Raw genomic sequence first — 19,428 nt, 5'->3', positions numbered from 1 at the left:
TCCGCCGCATTTTTTTCTTACCTGTTACGTATGCGCGCCTTTACTCCAGCGCCATCGCCGATTTCATGGTGTAGAACAGGTCGGTCTGATCGGTCAGCCCCACCACATTGGCTGCATGTGGGCCATAGGCTGCCACGCGTAGCTGGGTGCCGGTGTGCTCCTGAGATTCCCCCTCGGAGTTGCCGTAGCTGATGACCATCACTGCGCCGTCTTTGGTGTTCAGCGCCTGAGTCAGGCCTGGAGCTTTGGTGTCCGGCGCCACAATCTGGCTGGAATGGGCGTGGTCTGCGGTAACAATAACCAGGGTATTGCCGTCTTTACGGGCAAACTCCAGCGCTTTTTGCACGGCTTCATCGAGATCGACCGTCTCGCCAATCTGCCCACAAGGGTTAGCGGCGTGATCTTGTTTATCAATAGAAGCGCCTTCGACCTGCAGGAAGAAGCCTTTCTCGTTGCCTTTCAGCAGGTCGATAGCTTTTTCGGTCATCTGCGCCAGGGTCGGCACACTGCTGTCACGCTTCGGATTAGGCGTACAGGTCACGGCTGGCTGATCGATATTCCCGTGGTAAGTGGCCTTCGGCCCTTCCCAGCGCACAGGCATATTGCCGTCGGCGAACATACCGATCAGCGGTTTCTGCTGGTTAGCTTCTGTCACCGCCGCAAGGCCAGCGGCGTTATCCACCCACTGATAGCCACGGGCATCAGCCTGCTCGCGCAGCGTTTTCCCGTTCCATTCACCGGCTTTTGCCGTTTCGCTAAAGGTTTTTGCCCCACCGCCAAGCGTCACGTCGGCGCGAGTATTCAGCAGTTGCTCGGTAATGGAGCCTTTGCCCCCGTTTTCCAGCGCGTTAGTGGCACATTTTTCGCTGGTCGCGCTTGGGCCATAGCATTTACGCCCCGTCACGTGGGAAACCAGCGCCGCTGGCGTGGCATCTTGAATTTCTGCCGTGGAAACGTTGCCCGTCGCCTTTCCGGCCGCTTTCGCTAGTTCGAGGATGGTTACATGATCTTTCCCGTCAACGTCCACGCCCAGCGCGCCGTTGTAGGTTTTCACCCCGGTACTCCACGCCGTGGCAGAAGCAGCAGAATCGGTGACGTAATCCGGCTTTTTCGTTTTCTTGTCTAAAGAATAATGGGTGTATTGTCCGGTCAGCGGTAAAGCATCAATCCCTTTAAAGAAACCACCTGCCCCTTCGGCATAGTTTCTGGCGGCGGTAATTTCCGAATCACCCATACCGTCACCAATCAGCAGAATAATGTTCTTCGCTGTTTTATTGTTGAGCGAGGCACGGATCGCTTCAGTTTGATCGCCAGTAATACGGCGAGCACCACCCGGCTGAGTTAAATCTCCCTGAGCGGCGCGATTTTCCAGAGGGGAAGAGGATGTTTCTTGTGATTTTGATGGGGCGCTGACAAGCAGCAAAGGCAGCAGGCTGGCGATAATTACGCTCTGTTTCACTTTATTTTCTCCATGTAGTAACTACTGAATATAAATAAAAACAGAGCGAGTATAAAAATGACTTATGACACTAATATGACAGTAAAATTTGATTCAACTACGGGGATGGATAAGGAGCTTTTTTAAATATTGTCGGAGTAATTCGGTATCCTGTACCGGCACTGCCGTCTTTGGGGAGGCATCATCTAACGCCCCTTCAATGCTGGCAACCAGTGCCGAACGTTCTCCCTGTTCAAGGCGTCTCAATAAGGCTGTGACCACTATTTCCAGCGCTTCAACCTGAGCAACCAGCTCTTTCGATTCTTCTTCCTTTTCGGCGAGCTTAACCAATAACTCAGCAATAAGATTTTTCATTTTCTCAGTCCCTGCGGGGTTAAGGCATGACGTTAACACTCAGATCCACCTGAGAGCAATATCCCAGGTTAAATATGTGCATCAAATCAAATAGCGGCAATATTAAAATGATTCCGTCTGATAATAATCCCGACAACGAATTTTTTGCACCACAAAAAAAGAATAATGGAATATTATTCTCTAAATCTGTCGTGGTGGACTAAATGAATAATAAGTCGAAATCAATCTTCATATTTCGCTCAATAATATCCCACGCAGAGAAACTGACCAGTGGCTAAGCGCTTTTGCCGGCCAGCGCCTGACGGGCATTTTTGCGTTTAAGAGCCACCGCCAACTGCCAGACATTGAGCAGCACAACCACGGCGGTTGCTGCAAAAACGTAACGAAAACCGGCCATTGCGGAAACTCCGGCCCCCATTAAAGGCCCGGCGACATTCCCCAAATACATAAACGACTGGTTATAACCAAAGATGCGCCCGGTGACCTGGTCACTGCAGTACTTGAGCAACAGCGTTTGCACCGCCGGTAACATTGCCCCGTCAGCAAAGCCCAGCAAAAAGCGCAAAATGCCAAGCTGCACCGGCGAAGTGACAAAAGACATGGCCAGGAATAACACCACCGCGCAGCACAGCGTCGCCATCAAAATACGTTCAGTGCCAATCCTGTCGCCCAGTTTGCCCAATTTAGGCGCGGCAAAGAGCGCGGAAATGCCCGGCAAGGCGGCGATAAATCCGCTCATAAACGCAATATTGTTGCTGTCCGGGGCCAGTTGTTTGATAAACAGCGCCAGAATCGGGCCAATCGAGCCATTACAGAGCTGGATCACCAGCGTGGTGATAAACAGACTGAGGATCAGCCAGGGATAAGGCAGCGTGGCGAAAACTTCTTTCCCTGTCAGGCGCTCATCTTTACTGATTTTCGGGCGAGCGCCCTCTTTAATCAGCAGCAGCGTTACCAGGAAACTGACCATCAGCAGCCCGGCGGTGGCAAAGAAAACCGGCCTTAGCCCAAGATGATCCGCCATAAAGCCGCCGAGCAGCGGGCCCACAATCACGCCGCTGATTTGCCCGGTTGAAAGCGTACTGATAGCCCAGCCGCTGCGTTCGCGTGGCACCTGAGAGGCCACCAGCGCCATCGCATTAGGAATATAGCCCGAGGTTAAACCCATCACCGCGCGAAGCAGGAACAGCTGCCAGACGTTGGTCGCAAAAGCCTGGAGAAGAATCGCCACCGCCATGCCAAACGAAGCGCGAAGCAGCATCAGCTTACGCCCTTTGCGGTCAGCCAGACTGCCCCACATCGGAGAAACAATGGCCGAAACCAAAAACGTGACGCTGAACGTCAGGCCGGACCAAAGGGAAAGGGCTTCGTGGGAAGTGACGCCAAGCTGCTCAACATAGAGCGGAAGAAAAGGCAAAATTTGGCTGATCGCAAGGCCGGTAAAAAAACAGCCGAACCAGACCGAAATGAGATTGACCTTCCAGGACTCCATAGCGCGCTTTTTCAAAGGGGATGCAACCAGAACAGAACGATTTCTGGAAAGCTTATCACACTAATGAATATTGCCGTCAGCGCCCAGGCATTGTCATTACGATCCAGACATGATTGCTTACTAAAGCACATATCCTGCCCGACCGGACAGGTAGTTGCAGGAACCACATGAATCCCCGGAATGAGCGTGCTATGTTGTCCCCTTTCGTAAAGTTTATGGGTGGATTAAAGGCATGGCAAAACTGCGGGTTGGTATCGTGTTTGGTGGAAAGTCGGCAGAACACGAGGTGTCGCTGCAGTCGGCAAAAAATATCGTCGACGCCATTGATAAGTCGAAGTTTGATGTTGTGCTGCTGGGCATTGATAAACAGGGCCAGTGGCATATCAACGATGCGTCCAGCTACCTGCTGAACGCCAATAACCCGGCGCTTATTGCCCTGAACCGGTCAGAGAAAAACGTGGCGCTGGTCCCTGGCCAGACCGAACACCAGCTGATTGAAACCAGCACCGCAGAGCAGCTTTCCCAAATCGACGTGATTTTCCCAATTGTGCACGGCACGCTGGGCGAAGACGGTTCCCTGCAGGGCATGCTCCGCGTTGCCAATCTGCCGTTTGTCGGCTCCGGCGTACTGGGCTCAGCGGTCAGCATGGATAAAGACGTAGCCAAACGCCTGCTGCGCGACGCGGGCCTGAACGTTGCTCCGTTCATCACGCTAACTCGCGCTAACCGCGCCAAAATCAGCTTCGCCGAGATCGAAAAACAGCTGGGTCTGCCGCTGTTTGTGAAGCCAGCCAACCAGGGCTCCTCCGTCGGCGTCAGCAAAGCCAGCACCGAAGAGCAATATCACGCGGCGGTGGCGTTAGCCTTTGAGTTTGACCATAAAGTGGTGGTTGAAACCGGCATTAAAGGCCGTGAAATTGAGTGCGCCGTGCTGGGGAATGATTACCCGCAGGCCAGCACCTGCGGCGAGATCGTGGTGAACAGCGAGTTCTATTCTTACGACACCAAGTACATTGATGAGCAGGCGGCGCAGGTTGTCGTCCCGGCGGCGCTCGACGCCGACGTTAACGACAAAATCCGTAAAATCGCCGTTCGTGCCTATCAGGCGCTGGAATGCAGCGGCATGGCCCGCGTTGACGTGTTCCTGACGGAAAATAACGATGTCATCATCAACGAGATCAACACGCTGCCGGGCTTTACCAACATCAGCATGTATCCCAAGCTGTGGCAGGCCAGCGGTATCAGCTATCAGGAGTTGATTACACGCCTTATCGAGCTGGCCCTTGAGCGCCACCAGCAGGACTGCGCGCTGAAGAGCTCAATCACGTCTTAATGCTTAAGACTCCGCCGTGTCCGACTCTTCCCGGGGACGGCGGATAATAAAGCCCGCGAGCCAGAAACCGATCGCCCAGGTCACCAGCCCTACCGCATAGCTCTGCCAGCCCTTCGTTTCCAGGCCCAGCAGACCGACCACGCCATTCAGAATAAAAATCAGCCCAATCGCCACCGCATAGTAATGCCAGTCCCGACGCATTTTCAGGGTTAACATAGCCGCCTCACGCATTCAAAAATAAGCCTACAGGCATTGTCGCACATCGGCGGCAGAGAAACGCGCGATTGCCACGCACTCCGCTAGCATAATGTTAACGAGATTTACCTTAAGTTACCAAAATGTGAACTTGAGCAAAAAATGCAAATCCAGGAGGATTCTGGCCTTCAAATTACCAGCAATCTGATATTGACAACGCCTATCACCTGCCAAAATTCGCGCTATAAGATGCCACACATTGGGTTCAAATTGCGTTTACGGGAGGTCGTGATGCCTGATATTTCATTGTCGAAAGCCGTTATTCCGGCTACTCGGGTCATAATGACAGCAAAATCAGAAAGATCGGTGCCGGGCAATATTGCCTATGCGCTGTTCGTTCTCTTTTGTTTTTGGGTTGCCACCCAAATGCTGAATCTTATTGTGCAGGCGCCCGGGCTACTGGAGTATCTGGCGCAAGGCAACGATGCCAGCCGCCCACGCATTGAGATGGGCCTGGCGGTCAGCACCGTGTTCGGGCTGATTCCCTTCCTGCTTGGCGCTGTCGCCATCGGCATTGTCGCCCTGACGATACGCCTGAGAAACCGCCGCCACTCCGCCTGGTATTACTGATCAAAAAGGCGGAAGCTTTAGCGCTTCCGCCCACTATCGTCACCTCTGCATACAGCTTGCCCGCCTGTCGTCCACGCGTTTTGCAAACCAGGCCGTGGTCAAATTACGGGTGATTTTAGGGCTTTCAAGCACGATCCCCGGCAGGATTTCTCTGGCCAGCGGCTGCCCCGCTTTTTTCTCCGCCAGCGCAAAGACCTGTTTGTAAAGGCTGGTTTTTTCGAATCCAATGCTGTCGCCTTTTTGCAGCGCCCGACGGATTTCACTGTCGCTCATATCCAACTGCTTAGAGAGCTTACGTACCGCCATTTCGGTGCTGCTTGGTTTATCGCTGGTGTACAGAATCAGGTCGCCATCCAGCGCCAGCTTCACGCCCGCCGCCTTACTCACGGCGCTCTGGAAAGCCGCATTGCGGCTGGCGTACCAGCCCGCGTTGTAGTCGGCGAAGCGATAAAGAGGTTTTGTGTAGTTAGCCGGGTAATTCAGCAAATGGTAGGTCCCGAACCAAAGTCCACCGCGGCGGGTGAATACTTCCTGCCGCACCGTCCCTTCTATTTTCCACGGGTAACCATCGGTATGTTTCTCGGCAAAGGCCACGCTGACCTGCATCGTGCCGCCGGTACGTACCGGGTTAAAGCTGCCGAACAGCTTTTGTCCCATCGGCACCATCGTCAGGAAATCATCGAAAATAGCGCTGAGCTGCCCTTCGGTTTTGACGTTATCCAGCCGCTCGCTGTAGCTTTTGCCGTTAGGGGAGTTAATGCGCAGCGCGGTGTGCACCAGCAGCGGCGGAATGTGCATTTTCTCCGCCCTACGGTCGATCTCTTTCCAGGCAATTTTGTTCAACCCCGGCACCGCCGGATCGGCCTGCAAATTAGACTCCTGCAGCGCCACCGCCAGCACCGAACAGATATTCTCTTCGCTCTGCTCAAGATTTTGGCTTTTCAGGGTTGTCAGCAGATCTTTTGCCAGCCCCGCGCGGTCCTTCACCCCATCAGGGATTTTGCGCTGGGCCAGGGTTTCGATGTCCACTGGTTTTGCCGCCGTTGTCGTGGTGCCCGGCGTTGTGGTTTTGGTTGTACAGCCGGCCAGTACAAGCAGCGCCAGCAGCCCCGGCACGGCAAGCCGCCGGGCCGGAGAGAGAGAACCCACCATGTTAATTTCCTTTCCCTTTCATCATCAACCGCACCACCCTGCCTGTTTTTCAGTTTGTGCGCTACTGGAAATCACCGATTGACAACTAGATGCCTGGTCAGTAATTTCATTTGCAACTACTGACCAGGCAAATACCATGAGTAACACTACGGGTAATCCCTATTCCAAACTGCACCTTGGCCTGCTGATTCACCTGTCGAACCAGTTCAAAGACCAGCTCATCACCCAGTACTTTTCGCCGATGGGCATTACCGGTGCGCAATTCAAAGTCTTGATAAGCATCTTTAAGGGCTTTAACAGCCCGGTAGAAGTCAGCAAAAATCTGGTGATGGATACCGGCGCCATGAGCCGCATGCTTGAACGAATGGTGAAGCGAGATCTGATCGTGCGAAACGTGAATCCCGAAGATAAACGCCAGGTCATTCTGGCGCTGACCGAGAAAGGGCAAGAACTGTGCGAGGCTTTTCAGAACGACGCACTGGCGTCGATTATCGGCACCCTTACCGAACGCCTGACGCCTAAAGAAGCGAAGCAGCTCAATGAACTGCTGATCAAAATGCTGCCGGATGAGATCACCGAGCGCCACCTCTAAGCTTTCTAATTAAGGCCACATAAAAATGCAAACCTCTACCGAGCAGGTTGAACGCGCGCCGAGCAAGCGCAAGCGTAACTTCGCCATTTTTCTCATTATCCTGCTGCTGATCGGCGCAGGCTGCGTGGCGTGGTACATGCTTTACGCGCGCTACTACGAAACCACCGACGACGCCTACGTCAACGGCAACCAGGTCACGCTGACGCCGCAAATCGGCGGCACGGTAACGCAGGTCAGCGTCGATGAAGGGGACTACGTCGAAAAAGGGCAGCCGCTGGTGCAGCTCGACCCAAGCGACACCGAAATCGCGCTCCAGCAGGCGGAAGCTAACCTCGCGAATACCGTGCGTCAGGTACGTGGGCTTTACAGCACCGCGGATAACTACCGGGCCCAGGTCGCCGCGAAGCAAGTTGCGCTGCAAACGGCACAAAGCGACTACGCTCGCCGCCAGAAGATTTTTGCCACCGGCGCCATTGCCGCTGAAGACCTGTCCCACTATCGCGATGCCGTCACCAGCGCACAAAGTGATTTAGTCGCCGCCCAGCAGGCATTGCGCACTAATTTAGCGATGGTGGATGACACGGTTATCGACAGCCACCCGGAAATTAAAAGCGCCGTTGCCACGCTGCGCCAGCGTTTCCTCGACAACGCCCGCAGCACTATCGTTGCGCCGGTGAGCGGCTTTGTCGCTAAACGCGCCGTTCAGTTGGGGATGCGTGTTGATTCCGGCACCACCCTGCTGGCGATTGTGCCGCTGGACCAGGTCTGGGTAGACGCCAACTTCAAAGAGAGCCAGATGCAGGACATGCGCCTGGGCCAGAAAGTGACGCTCACCGCCGATCTCTACGGGGACGATGTGGAGTATCACGGCACCATTGAAAGCCTTGGCATCGGCACCGGCAGCGCCTTCTCGCTGTTACCGGCCCAGAACGCCAGCGGCAACTGGATCAAAATCGTTCAGCGCCTGCCGGTCCGCATTACGCTTGACCCGCACGACATGCAGAAACACCCGCTACGGGTTGGCCTGTCGATGTTCGCTCGCGTTGATATTCGCAATGCAGACGGCCACCTGCTGCCGCAAAAAACCGTCGCCGCGCCGCGCTTCACCACCGACGTTTACCAGAACGCGCTGGACGAAGCCGACAAACTGGTCACCAAAATCCTTCATGACAATAGCCAGCCGGTAGCGTCAGCCAACCGCTAAGAGAGACGTTATGCAAGATAAGGCGGCGTTTACGCCTCCCAGCCTGCTGCTGGCGACGATCGCGCTATCGCTGGCGACGTTTATGCAGGTGCTGGATTCCACCATCGCTAACGTGGCGCTGCCGACGATCGCCGGAAACCTCGGCGTCAGCGCTGACCAGGGCACCTGGGTTATCACCTCGTTCGCGGTGTGTAACGCCATTGCCTTGCCGCTGACCGGCTGGTTTACCCGCCGGTTCGGGCAGCTCAAGCTGTTCGTCGGCTCCGTGGCGCTGTTCACCCTCACCTCGTTCCTGTGCGGCTTTGCCCACAGCATGACCGAGCTGATTATCTTCCGCGCGCTGCAGGGCTTTTTCGCCGGCCCCATGTTCCCGATGTGCCAGACGCTGTTACTGATTATCTTCCCGTCCAGCAAGCGAAGTATGGCGTTGGCGCTGCTGTCGATGGTGACGGTTGTCGCGCCGATTGTCGGGCCAATCACCGGCGGCTGGATCACCGATAACTATTCCTGGCCGTGGATCTTCTACATCAACGTGCCGATCGGGATATTTGCCGCCATCGTGGTCTGGACACAGCTACGCGAGCGTGAAGAAACGACCACCATCGCCCCTATCGATTACATCGGGATTGCGCTGCTGGTGCTGGGCGTCGGGCTGCTGCAGGTGGTGCTGGATAAGGGGAACGATCTCGACTGGTTCGCCTCGCCAGAGATCATCACCATGTCGGTTATCTCTGCGGTTTCGCTGGTGTCGTTTGTCATTTGGGAACTGGGCGAACGCCACCCGATAGTTAACCTGCGGCTGTTCGCCGACCGCAACTTCGCCATCGGGACGCTATCGCTGACGCTGGGTTACGCGGCGTTCTTCGCCATCAACATTATTCTGCCGCAGTGGCTGCAAACCCAGATGGGCTACACCGCCATCTGGGCCGGGCTGGCCGCCGCTCCAATGGGTGTGCTACCGCTGCTGCTGACGCCGATTGTCGGGCGCTACGCCAACAAGGTTGATATGCGCCTGCTGGCCACGCTGTCGTTCCTGACTATGGGCGCTTCGTGCCTGCTGCGGGCGCAGTTCAATACCAACGTGGATTTCCGCACCATCGCCGAAGTGCAGCTGTTTATGGGGATTGGTGTGGCGTTCTTCTTCATGCCGATCACCACCATTGTGCTGTCGAACCTGCACGGCGTTGAGGTCGCGGAAGGCTCTGGCCTGGCCACCTTCTTCCGTGTGCTCGGCGGGTCGTTTGCCTCGTCGCTGACCACCTGGATTTGGTCGCGCCGCGAGGTTTATCACCATGCCAACCTGACGGAGAGCGTCTCAGCCTACAATCCGTCGGCGGTGGATTACCTGCACAAGATGGGCGGCGCCACGCAGCAGCATCTTGCCGTGGTGGATAAAACCATTGAGCAGCAGGCCTATATGATGTCGACTATCGACTACTTCTGGCTGCTGGGCTGGGGCTTTATGGCCCTGATTGTGGTGATTTGGTTTGCCCGTCCGCCGTTTGTGCGCGCCGGCGCGCCGGGTGCCCCTTCCGCAGGGCATTGATCAAAAAGGGATGGCATTACGCCATCCCTTTTCTTTTAGCCTCAGACGGCTTCTTCGGTGCCCGGCACCGGCACATCCTGCAGCGTTCGCTCGAAGCTGCGCAGACGTTTGTAGATAGACATCAGCTCAACCAGCGTGGTCCAGGAACTGATCAGGTACTGGAACGAGCCGCGCACCTGGCCAAAAGCGTTGGTGATCTGCTGCATCAGCCCCAGGGTAATCGCGCCTGCGGCAATAGAAGGGAACAGCAGGAAAAGACCAAACACATTGTCTATCTGCAGATAGAGAATGCGCACAATATTAAAATAGGTGTAATGGAAGTAGAGGCGGAAATAGTTATGCCGCACGTCGCCAAACAGCGCTTTTACCGTTGGCGGGGTAGCACGGCTGCCGTCATCTTCCCCATAAACCAGTTCCTTACGGTAGGCGGCCTCAACTTTTTGGTTATTAAACTGCAGCCCCGGCAGCTTTATCCCGACCGCGGCCAGCAGGCCGGTTCCCATCAGCGACCAGATAATCGCCGCAATCACCAGGCCATAAGGCACCGCCCCGACAATCGGCAGTTCTTTCACGTGTGGAGACAGTGCGACAAGAATCGGCAGGAAGGCTATCAAAGTCATCACCGACTGCAGCAGGCTCACGCCCATGTCCTCAAGCGTAGAAGCAAAGCGCATGGTGTCTTCCTGCACACGCTGAGCCGCCCCTTCGATATGACGCAGCTTCTGCCAGTGCTCCATATAGTAGTCGTTCATCGCCGTGCGCCAGCGGAATACGTAGTGGCTGATAAAGAAGCTGTTCAGCACGCCGACGGTGACATAAATCAGCGCGATACCAAGAAACACGCCGGTTTCGCTATAGAATCGCTGCAGCGGGACTTTATTCGGGGACGCTAACGCGGTTTGGATAAGATCAAAGAACGGCGCGTACCAGGCGTTGATCGCCACGCCCAGCTCGACCATAAACCAGGTCACAAAGACGATAAGCGAGGAGCCGAGAATCGACCAGCGCTGCCACGGATGAGGGCTAATCAGCGCCCAGACACCGGCAAAAAGACCCACACAAACAGCATAAAAAGCATAAAAAACAAATGCTTTTAACGTCCAGAAACGTGCCGCGCTAATCGGTATTTGCTGGCTGGCTCCCACAAGGTTTTCTAACCAAAGGCCGCCACCGGCCTGCCAGAATATGACTGCGAGTAGTCCCCATATTGCCGCCGAAAGAAAAAACAGCTTCGGCGACGGGAAAAAAGATTTGAACATGACAACACTCCTGATACGACTTTTTGTTGTTATATCTGCCGGTTATAGCGAACGTTCTACGATAATGCTTGCAGAATGTTGTATCAAGGAGTGAGAGAGGCTTACATAACTTAGCGCCAGCCGTCGAGAATAGCCTCGGTGGTTTTCACCGCCAGCGTATTGCCCGGAATCGACAGGTTAGCCCAAACCTCGTTGTGGTGATTAATCAGCGCTTCGGCGCTCACCGATGCACGGTCAGCCGTGGTATGGGCATCGCTGGCAACCGTCATCGCATAGCCCCGACTGACGCCATTTTTAATGGTGGTATCCACGCAGTAATCCGTGGCGCAGCCACATACGACCAGCGCATTTATCCCATGTTGTTTTAACAGCGAGTCCAGTTCGGTGCGGTAAAACGCGTCGCACGCCGTTTTGGTCACATACAGCGCCCCTTCCGGGCGATGAAGTTCAGGAATAATGTCGAAGGCATCGCTGCCCGGCTGCAGTTCCGCCTCATTATGCTGAATAAAAATGACTTTATCGGCGGCATCAATGAGTTGATTAATTCTGGCGGCAGTTTGTTCGCGGGCGTGGCGGGGGGACTCCAGGACACCGTTTTGCATATCGATGACCATCACAATGCGCGATGCAGGCATGCTAACTCTCCTCAAATAAGAAGAAAAAAGCGTAGCACACCTGCCTGAAGATTAAATCGTGTAAAGCCTGGCGTGGCCAAAAGGCCGGGTTTTAAAACGGCGGTGCAGCCACAGATACTGCTCCGGCGCGCGCATAATTTCGTGCTCAATCTTACGGTTCATATAGGCTGCGGCGGCCTGTTCGTCTTCGCCGGGATAATCACAGAACTCCGGCTCGATGACCAGCTGGTAGCCCGTCCCGCAGGGTTTGCGGATCAAAACCGTGGTCAGAATGGCGGGTTTTGCCAGGCGGGCAATGGTAAAGGTCCCGTTGGTTGTTGCAGCCTGCTGGACCGCGAAGAAAGGCGCAAAGGAACTGCCTTTCGGACCATAGTCCTGATCCGGGGCGAACCACACCGCCTCACCGGTTTTCAACGCTTTCACCATTCCCTTCAGGTTGCGCCTGTCGAGCATCGCTTTGTTGGAACGCGAGCGCCCACGGGTTTGCACGTATTCCATGACTTTGTTGTTGTGCGGCCGGTACATCGCCATCATTGGGCGGCATAACCCCATTACGCGCCCGCCCAGCTCCAGCGACATAAAATGCACGCCGATAACCATTACGCCTTTGCCTTTGTCGCAGGCGGCATTGATGTGCTCCAGGCCGCGCACGTCAAACCATTTGCGCACTCTCGCATCCGGCCAGAACCAGGCCATGCCGGTTTCAATCAACCCCATGCCGAGGGAGGCAAAGTTTTGCTGAACGATGGCCTCAATCTGCTCTTCGCTGTAGTGCGGGAAGCAAAGGTGAAGATTCTGGCGGGCAATGGTGACCCGACGCTTGAGAAAATGCATCGAGAAACGGCCAATCAGGTCGCCCATTTTCATCAATACCGGGTAAGGAAGCTGAACCCACAGCCAAAGCACGCCGAGCCCAAACCAGGTCAGCCAATAGCGAGGGTGCAAGAGACACTTATAAAACAGCGGTTTACTAGACATATTCACTTCTTTGATGCGAGAGGATGATGTATCGCATAAAGAATTGAATCAATCGCGGTACGCCTTAAGCCGTTACTAAGATTCCAGGGTTCAGTAATAGTTGCACTCAGACCGTTAATAACGAGCAGGATAATACGCACTTTTTGCTAAAGCAGCGTAGCGAAATCATCGGTCTTTAATCTTATTTAAGATCTTTCTTTGCAACCACCGGGCAACAGCGCCAGCCGAAGTGTAAAAACAGGCAAAAAATGCTTTATTAAGCCGCAACTGACAAACTTTTGTGCGCCATCTGGTGATGTAACGCACGGTTACGCTTTTCAGGCCGTAAAGGCTGAATTGACGCTTTGCATAAGGGCGCAGAGTAGTATAAATACCTGCAATACCGCCTTATTTTTTAAACTGGATTTTTGCGTTGAAAACTCGTCTTCCTCGTCTTCTTTTGCTGGCCGCTGCGCTGCTGCCGGCGCTTAGTTTTGCGCAACCGTCTCCGGCACCTGAATTTGCCGCCGACGTAGTCGATCGCTATGCCAACCATATTTATTACGGCAGCGGAGCCACCGGCATGGCCATCGTGGTTATCGACGGTAACCAGCGGGTATTTCGCAGCTTCGGTGACACCAGACCGGGCAATAACGTCCGCCCGCAGCTGGATTCGGTGATCCGCATCGCCTCACTGACGAAGCTGATGACCAGCGAAATGCTGGTAAAAATGCTCGATCAGGGCAAAGTCCAGCTCAACGATCCGCTCAGCAAATATGCGCCTCCCGGCGCAAGGGTACCGACCTTTAACGGCCAGCCAATCACTTTAATTAACCTGGCTACTCACACCAGCTCCCTGCCGCGCGAACAGCCCGGCGGCGCAGCGCACCGCACCGTGTTTACCTGGCCGACGCGGGATCAGCGCTGGAACTGGCTCTCGCAGGCTACGCTGAAAGCCGCCCCAGGCACAGTGGCCGCTTATTCAAACCTGGCATTTGACCTGCTGGCCGATGCCCTGTCGCGCGCAACCGGCAGGCCGTATGCCGACCTGTTCGACGAGCAAATCGCCCGCCCGCTGGGCATGAAAGACACCACCTTTACCCCTTCGCCAGACCAGTGCAAACGCCTGATGGTCGCCGAGAAAGGTGCCAGCCCTTGCGATAATACGCTGGCGGCGGTGGGCAGCGGCGGCGTCTATTCGACGCCCGGCGACATGATGCGCTGGATGCAGCAATTCCTCTCATCCGACTTCCATCATCGCGGCAGCCAGGCAGACAGAATGCAAACCCTGATTTATCAGCGCAGCCAGCTGCATAAGGTCATTGGCATGGATGTGCCGGGGAAAGCCGACGCGCTGGGCATGGGCTGGGTCTGGATGTCACCGAAAGAGGGCCGCCCGGGTATTATTCAGAAAACCGGCGGCGGCGGCGGCTTTATCACCTACATGGCGATGGTGCCGCAGAATAACGTGGGCGTTTTTGTGGTGGTTACGCGCTCGCCGCTAACCCGCTTCGTCAACATGAGCGACGGCGTGAACGATCTGGTGACTGAACTCAGCGGCAATAAGGCAGCAGAAACCCCAGCATCCTGAAAATTGCGCGCGGCGTTTAGCTGACCGCCGCGCCATTTTTACGGCGCTTCTTATCCACATACATAAGGGTGTCCGCCTCGCGCAGGGCGTCGTCCGGCGTGGTTGTCGCCGGGTTGACGGCGATAGCCCCAATGCTGGGCCCCGCATAATCAATCACGCAGGACTTCAGCTCATACTCTCCGCTCAGCAGCTCTGACAGCCTGGCGCGAAAAGCGGTGGTTGCTCGCAGGGCTTCGCTGTATTCCGTTGGCCCCGCCCCGGCAACAATAAATTCATCGCCGCCAAGCCGGCCTAATATTTCGTCCCCCCTCACGCCCTCTTTCAGCCGCTGGCCGATAGCGCAAAGGAAATCATCTCCGGTTTCGTGGCCGTGCAGGTCGTTTATCTGCTTAAAGCCGTCCAAATCGGCAAAGGCCACCAGCACGTAGCGGGCGTCATCTTTGGCGCGGGAGAACAGACGAGGCAGCTGATCGAAGACCGCGCGGCGGTTAGGCAATCCGGTTAATTCATCGGTGTAGCTGGCGGTCGTCAGCGCGACGTTGGCCTGCTGCAGCTTCTTCATCAGTTGCTCATTTTGGATCTGCTGAGCAATCAGCTGAGAGAACAGCTGTAAAACCTGTTCGCTGTGATCGGTTAGCACGCGCTGCTCGGAGCTGGCGGCACACAGCGTGCCGTAGAGCGAGCCATCGGCAAGGGTGACGGGTGTGCTCACGTAGGTCACAATCCCCAGCGCCTTTGCCGCTTCGGAGTCACCCCAAACGCTTGCGACATCGCAGGTATAGCGGCGGCCCTCGTCTAAAGCGCGTTTGCAAAGTGTATCTTCCCACGGGACGGAGAGACCTTCCGGGATATTCATCGCCTTGGTATTACGGGAGAAAACAATATGCTGCTGGCTGCCCTCCGCGTCGATGCGGGTCAGATAGGTGGATTCCATGTTGGTCACCAGCTCCAGCATTTCCAGCAGCTGTCTGACCAAACCTTCCAGGGTGTATTCGGCGTCTAAGGCGGAAGAGATACGCTCAATTAGATTATCAATCATCACACTGAAATACCTTTATCGGAGGTGCAGACTTGCGCCGGGAAGCGCACTTTTTACCGTATCACAACGGCAACTTCTACCCCTCAAAATATGATATTTCTGCCGGTAATTAAACCTTGCAAAATGTAGCGGCTTAGTGTGAATGCAGCTTGCCCCGGGAATCCAGAGAGATAAGCACCACCGAAGAGATAATCAACAGAGACCCCAGCCAGTCCGGCAGCGTAAAGCTAATGCCCAGCAGCAGTACCGACAGTAATGCGCTGCTCAGCGGCTCCGCGCAGCTAAGAATGCTGGCCTTTGGCCCGCCAATCATTTGCGCCCCGGTCAGGTAGAGGCTGAAAGTGATCGCCGTGCCGACGATCACCAGGTAGAAGAAGGCCAGCAACGTGCCGCCAGTGGCGCTGAAACTGCCGATCCGGCTGGCGTAAAACGGCAGCAATGCCGCGCCGCCCAGCAGCATACTCCAGCCCACGACAGGCAGTGTGCCGTAGCGCGCAATCAGCTTCGAGGGATAGGTCGTGTAGAACGCAGCGGCAAACGCGGAAGCGATGCCCCAGAACAACGCGCTGCCGGATATGGTAATCGACGCAGGATTACCGTGGGTCACCAGCACAAACGTCCCGATTAGCGAGGTGCCAATCGCGGCATAGACCAGTTTGCCGGAACGCTTTTTCCGCACAAAGGCAAACCAGGCCACGATAATGGTCGGCGAAAGGAATTGCAGCACCGTCGCGGTCGCGGCGTTGGACTGTTCGATGGTCAGCAGGAAGGTCAGTTGCACCGTCAACGCGCCACAGAGGGTAAAAATCAGCAGAGAAATCAGGTCGTTTCGTTGCTTAAACACGGCGAAGATTTTGTCCCCGTGCATGAACGACAGCATTAGCAGGATAAGACCGGAGAACAGCAGCCGTAGCATGGTCAGCGATGCCGAGGAAATATGGCTTTGCTCCATAATGTACTGCGCACAAACCCCGGAGCTTCCCCACAGCACCGCCGCAAACAACACATACAGCATCCCTTTCCGACTAACGCTCATTCCCCTGCCCTTTTAACGCCCGTTTCTTAAGGGCAGTATGATAGCGTAAATTCGGGAGGATAAGGTGCCGGACAATGCGGTTGCCAACGTCCGCCGCAGCATAATCAGCGGCTATCAGTAGTCATAAATGATGGCGACCTGGATAATTTTTTCTTCTTTCAGGTTGCTTACCGTAATCGTCTCCTCGGAATCGCTCCCCTGCCAGCATACAGCTTTAATATGGCACTCTTTTTGTTTTGTATATCCCTTTATCTCCAGATAGGCATCAACCCGACTGGAATCATCAATATCATAGAAGCTGACTGCGTGAATAAATGCCCCTGGCCCGGTAACGTTCACATAATCAAAGTCGTAGCGGGGTGAAATACGCGGCATTTCTCGCAGGATATCGGGGGTATAATATTCATATTCCCGCTTGTCCTGCTCGGTATAGTGGGCGCTACCCGCGAACTCCATTGTTATATAAGGCCACGCCCACACCAGCCCGGCGGTAATCACCACAACGACCGCGGTGAAAATTTTTAAAGAGTTACGCATAAGGTAGTACCCCATCTCTTCCATTATCAAGATATGAGCCATCGGCGCTGGCAACCCTGACAATACCTGAGTGGAAATCACTCCACGGCCTGACGGTTTGCATAAAATTTGGCAAATTGCCTTTATAGGGCCTGGTGTTGGGGAAGATATCGGGATCGGGAAACAACAGTGGCCGGAATGACTCGTTTTTCCAGCCGCCTATTTTACCGTAATGATCCCAACGTTTAAGGGCTTTTTCTCGGCTAACTACTCGTAGCATACGAAAAGGCTCACGGATCGAAACAACCCGATAAAACCCCAGCAAATCTGACACCAAATCCTCGCCGCTGAATCCACTGTCCGTCACCAGGCTAACGGGGAATGACGCCTGCAGCCCTTCGAACTTGCGCGCCAATGACATCATCATTGCCAGCGCAATACTTCTGCGCTCAAGCAGGGTGCGGCCACGTTTAATTCGCCATTTAATAAATTTGCCCATTTTAATCAGTCGGCCCGGGCTGGTCATAGACTGTGAGTAGCTCACATCGTAATATTCTTTCCCCAGCCTTTCACCCGAGTCAATGTCACTCAACAACTTCCGTATATCCGTCCCCTGCGCATGGCCTAAATCAACCCACCCCAGCACCTCGGTATAAACTAAGCCATAGGTAACTTCATCAATTCTCGCTCCGCCCTTTATATCACTCCGCTTGCTCATCGCTTTACACTCCTTGTTTGATGGATGAGATTTAATTTATACAGCCACTTATTTCATTCATCAGAATTATATTACCCAGACCTCACATCCTTAAATATAATAACTAATGAAACATAACCTCTTCGTTGATATTTAGCCTTTCAAGCTCTGAAAAAAATCGCCATTGGCGAGTATACTCACCAATAAATAAAAACCTAATTGAAACTTAATTAGAAATAAATAACACCAACTCTATTAAAAGCAGCTGGCGTTATTTGAGGAGGACTTTAGTGGGTTTTACGGCGCAGCAGCTTAAAGGCAATAAAGAGGAATACTATCCAGGCCGGCAGCAGCATGGCCGACACGCGCATCCCGTCGATGGTACACATCAGCCCCAGCACCATCATCATAAAAGCGATGCACAGGTAGTTGCCGAACGGGTAAAGCAGTGCCTTAAAGCTGGTTTCATGCCCCTGACTGCGCATAGCGCGGCGGAACTTGATGTGCGCCAGCGAGATCATGATCCAGTTCAGCAGCAGCGTCGCCACCACCAGCGCCATCAGCAGGCCAAAGGCGTCATGCGGCAGCACGTAGTTGAGGACAACAACCAGCGAAGTTATCGCGCCAGACAGCAGCAGTGAATTCACCGGCACGCCGCCACGGCTGACTTTCGCCAGGAATTTTGGCGCATTGCGCTGCACGGAGAGGCCGAACAGCATGCGACTGTTGGAATACACGCCGCTGTTATAAACGGACAGCGAAGCCACCAGAATCACGAAGTTGAGCGCCGAGGCAACCACATTGCTGTTCAGCTCGTGGAAAATCATCACAAACGGGCTGCTGTTGGACTTGATCTCCAGCCACGGGTAGAGCGAAAGCAGCACCACCAGCGAGCCGATATAAAACAGCAGAATGCGATACACCACCTGGTTAACCGCCTTCGGAATGGTGGTTTGCGGCGAACGCGCCTCAGCAGCCGTAATGCCGATAAGCTCCAGCCCGCCGAACGAGAACATGATCACCGCGAGGGACAAAATCAGCCCGTGCCAACCCGTGGCGAGGAAGCCACCATGCTGCCAGAGGTTGCTCACGCCCGCCCGCTCACCGCCGTGTCCGGAAGCCAGCAGCCAGATGCCGAAGCCGATCATGCCGACAATCGCCAGCACCTTAATCAGCGCAAACCAGAACTCCATTTCGCCGTATAGGCGCACGTTCACGAGGTTCGCAGCGTTGATCACCACGAAGAACAACGCCACCCAGGTCCAGGTCGGCACCTCGGGGAACCAGTACTGCATATAAATGCCGCCGGCGGTCAGCTCCGCCATGCCGACCAGCACGAACATCACCCAGTAGTTCCAGCCGGACAGGAAGCCAGCAAACGGCCCCCAATATTTATAGGCAAAATGGGAAAACGAACCGGAAACCGGCTCTTCAACAACCATCTCACCGAGCTGGCGCATGATCAGAAATGCGATGATCCCCGCCACGCCGTAGCCCAGCAGGACGGCAGGCCCCGCCATTTGGATCGCCGGACCAATGCCGAGAAAGAGTCCGGTGCCAATCGCACCGCCCAGCGCAATCAGCTGAATATGGCGGTTCTGCAAGCCGCGCTGTAATTGATGGCCATCCTCCGGCCCCGCACCCTGGCCCTGTGGCTCAGAGGCGACTGACGTGTTTTTCACGCCCTGCTCCTTTGTGATTTGTCAAAGGGGCACCTTTTAACACCTGAAGCTAAGAGTGG

The 19,428-nt window shown here is 54.8% G+C and carries 19 protein-coding genes; 6 read left to right on the top strand and 13 right to left on the bottom strand.

Annotated elements, in window-relative coordinates:
- Window positions 1-40: 40 nt before the first annotated feature.
- The 3 genes from phoA to LH23_RS09835 all read right to left on the bottom strand — a co-directional run bounded on the left by phoA (window position 41) and on the right by LH23_RS09835 (window position 3,305).
- Entirely contained in the window at window positions 41-1,459 is a 1,419-nt protein-coding gene (gene phoA / locus LH23_RS09845; protein ID WP_039290692.1) for an alkaline phosphatase, read from the bottom strand.
- Between the two features lie 93 nt (window positions 1,460-1,552).
- Window positions 1,553-1,813, bottom strand: a complete 261-nt coding sequence (iraP, locus tag LH23_RS09840) for an anti-adapter protein IraP (protein WP_038475168.1) — start codon at window positions 1,811-1,813, stop codon at window positions 1,553-1,555.
- Window positions 1,814-2,087: 274 nt separating this feature from the next.
- The gene (locus tag LH23_RS09835) at window positions 2,088-3,305 is read right to left on the bottom strand and encodes a multidrug efflux MFS transporter (protein WP_039290689.1); all 1,218 of its coding nucleotides are present in this window, start codon (window positions 3,303-3,305) and stop codon (window positions 2,088-2,090) included.
- 232 nt (window positions 3,306-3,537) lie between these two features.
- Here LH23_RS09835 and ddlA point away from each other — a divergent pair, with 232 nt between their 5' ends.
- On the top strand, window positions 3,538-4,638 hold the full coding sequence (ddlA, locus tag LH23_RS09830; protein WP_039290686.1) for a D-alanine--D-alanine ligase: 1,101 nt from the start codon (window positions 3,538-3,540) through the stop codon (window positions 4,636-4,638).
- A 3-nt stretch (window positions 4,639-4,641) separates the two neighbouring features.
- Here ddlA and LH23_RS09825 read toward each other — a convergent pair whose 3' ends face one another.
- Window positions 4,642-4,854 carry a DUF2754 family protein gene (locus LH23_RS09825; RefSeq protein ID WP_039290684.1) on the bottom strand — a complete coding sequence of 71 codons (213 nt, stop codon included), beginning with the start codon at window positions 4,852-4,854 and terminating at the stop codon, window positions 4,642-4,644.
- A gap of 270 nt (window positions 4,855-5,124) precedes the next feature.
- Here LH23_RS09825 and LH23_RS09820 point away from each other — a divergent pair, with 270 nt between their 5' ends.
- Window positions 5,125-5,463, top strand: coding sequence for a DUF2755 family protein (locus LH23_RS09820; RefSeq protein WP_039296508.1), 339 nt, complete (start codon window positions 5,125-5,127; stop codon window positions 5,461-5,463).
- Between the two features lie 39 nt (window positions 5,464-5,502).
- On the opposite strand, the gene LH23_RS09815 is transcribed toward LH23_RS09820, so the two are convergent.
- On the bottom strand, window positions 5,503-6,615 hold the full coding sequence (locus tag LH23_RS09815) for a DUF1615 domain-containing protein (protein ID WP_039290682.1): 1,113 nt from the start codon (window positions 6,613-6,615) through the stop codon (window positions 5,503-5,505).
- Window positions 6,616-6,751: 136 nt separating this feature from the next.
- On the opposite strand from LH23_RS09815, the gene LH23_RS09810 reads away from it, so the two are divergent.
- The 3 genes from LH23_RS09810 to LH23_RS09800 are packed head-to-tail and all read left to right on the top strand — an operon-like array spanning window position 6,752 to window position 9,957.
- The gene (locus tag LH23_RS09810) at window positions 6,752-7,207 is read left to right on the top strand and encodes a transcriptional regulator, SarA/Rot family (protein ID WP_039290680.1); all 456 of its coding nucleotides are present in this window, start codon (window positions 6,752-6,754) and stop codon (window positions 7,205-7,207) included.
- Between the two features lie 25 nt (window positions 7,208-7,232).
- Window positions 7,233-8,411: an HlyD family efflux transporter periplasmic adaptor subunit gene (locus LH23_RS09805; protein WP_039290678.1), complete on the top strand. Its 1,179-nt coding sequence runs from the start codon at window positions 7,233-7,235 to the stop codon at window positions 8,409-8,411.
- A 10-nt stretch (window positions 8,412-8,421) separates the two neighbouring features.
- Entirely contained in the window at window positions 8,422-9,957 is a 1,536-nt protein-coding gene (locus tag LH23_RS09800) for a DHA2 family efflux MFS transporter permease subunit (RefSeq protein WP_039290675.1), read from the top strand.
- Window positions 9,958-9,998: 41 nt separating this feature from the next.
- Here the strand turns inward: LH23_RS09800 and sbmA are convergent, their stop codons facing one another.
- From sbmA to lpxP, 3 genes are all read right to left on the bottom strand, one after another.
- Complete coding sequence (gene sbmA / locus LH23_RS09795; protein WP_039290671.1) at window positions 9,999-11,216, bottom strand: peptide antibiotic transporter SbmA; 1,218 nt, start codon at window positions 11,214-11,216, stop codon at window positions 9,999-10,001.
- Window positions 11,217-11,326: 110 nt separating this feature from the next.
- The gene (locus LH23_RS09790) at window positions 11,327-11,851 is read right to left on the bottom strand and encodes an isochorismatase family protein (RefSeq protein ID WP_039290668.1); all 525 of its coding nucleotides are present in this window, start codon (window positions 11,849-11,851) and stop codon (window positions 11,327-11,329) included.
- A 51-nt stretch (window positions 11,852-11,902) separates the two neighbouring features.
- Window positions 11,903-12,829 carry a kdo(2)-lipid IV(A) palmitoleoyltransferase gene (lpxP, locus tag LH23_RS09785; RefSeq protein WP_039290665.1) on the bottom strand — a complete coding sequence of 309 codons (927 nt, stop codon included), beginning with the start codon at window positions 12,827-12,829 and terminating at the stop codon, window positions 11,903-11,905.
- A 412-nt stretch (window positions 12,830-13,241) separates the two neighbouring features.
- Here lpxP and ampH point away from each other — a divergent pair, with 412 nt between their 5' ends.
- Window positions 13,242-14,399 carry a D-alanyl-D-alanine-carboxypeptidase/endopeptidase AmpH gene (ampH, locus tag LH23_RS09780; RefSeq protein WP_039290663.1) on the top strand — a complete coding sequence of 386 codons (1,158 nt, stop codon included), beginning with the start codon at window positions 13,242-13,244 and terminating at the stop codon, window positions 14,397-14,399.
- A 16-nt stretch (window positions 14,400-14,415) separates the two neighbouring features.
- Here the strand turns inward: ampH and LH23_RS09775 are convergent, their stop codons facing one another.
- The 5 genes from LH23_RS09775 to pheP form a co-directional block, all read right to left on the bottom strand.
- On the bottom strand, window positions 14,416-15,438 hold the full coding sequence (locus LH23_RS09775; protein ID WP_039290662.1) for a sensor domain-containing diguanylate cyclase: 1,023 nt from the start codon (window positions 15,436-15,438) through the stop codon (window positions 14,416-14,418).
- A gap of 133 nt (window positions 15,439-15,571) precedes the next feature.
- Window positions 15,572-16,474, bottom strand: a complete 903-nt coding sequence (locus tag LH23_RS09770; protein WP_039290660.1) for an EamA family transporter — start codon at window positions 16,472-16,474, stop codon at window positions 15,572-15,574.
- A 114-nt stretch (window positions 16,475-16,588) separates the two neighbouring features.
- Window positions 16,589-17,011: a hypothetical protein gene (locus tag LH23_RS09765; protein ID WP_039290658.1), complete on the bottom strand. Its 423-nt coding sequence runs from the start codon at window positions 17,009-17,011 to the stop codon at window positions 16,589-16,591.
- Complete coding sequence (locus LH23_RS09760) at window positions 17,004-17,708, bottom strand: hypothetical protein (protein ID WP_039290656.1); 705 nt, start codon at window positions 17,706-17,708, stop codon at window positions 17,004-17,006. Before LH23_RS09760 ends, LH23_RS09765 begins: the two co-directional genes overlap by 8 nt.
- A gap of 266 nt (window positions 17,709-17,974) precedes the next feature.
- On the bottom strand, window positions 17,975-19,369 hold the full coding sequence (gene pheP / locus LH23_RS09755; RefSeq protein ID WP_039290655.1) for a phenylalanine transporter: 1,395 nt from the start codon (window positions 19,367-19,369) through the stop codon (window positions 17,975-17,977).
- Between the last annotated feature and the right edge of the window lie 59 nt (window positions 19,370-19,428).

It is taken from the genome of Cedecea neteri (assembly GCF_000758305.1).
Classification (GTDB): domain Bacteria; phylum Pseudomonadota; class Gammaproteobacteria; order Enterobacterales; family Enterobacteriaceae; genus Cedecea; species Cedecea neteri_C.
This window is presented reverse-complemented; position numbering and strand designations above follow the sequence as displayed.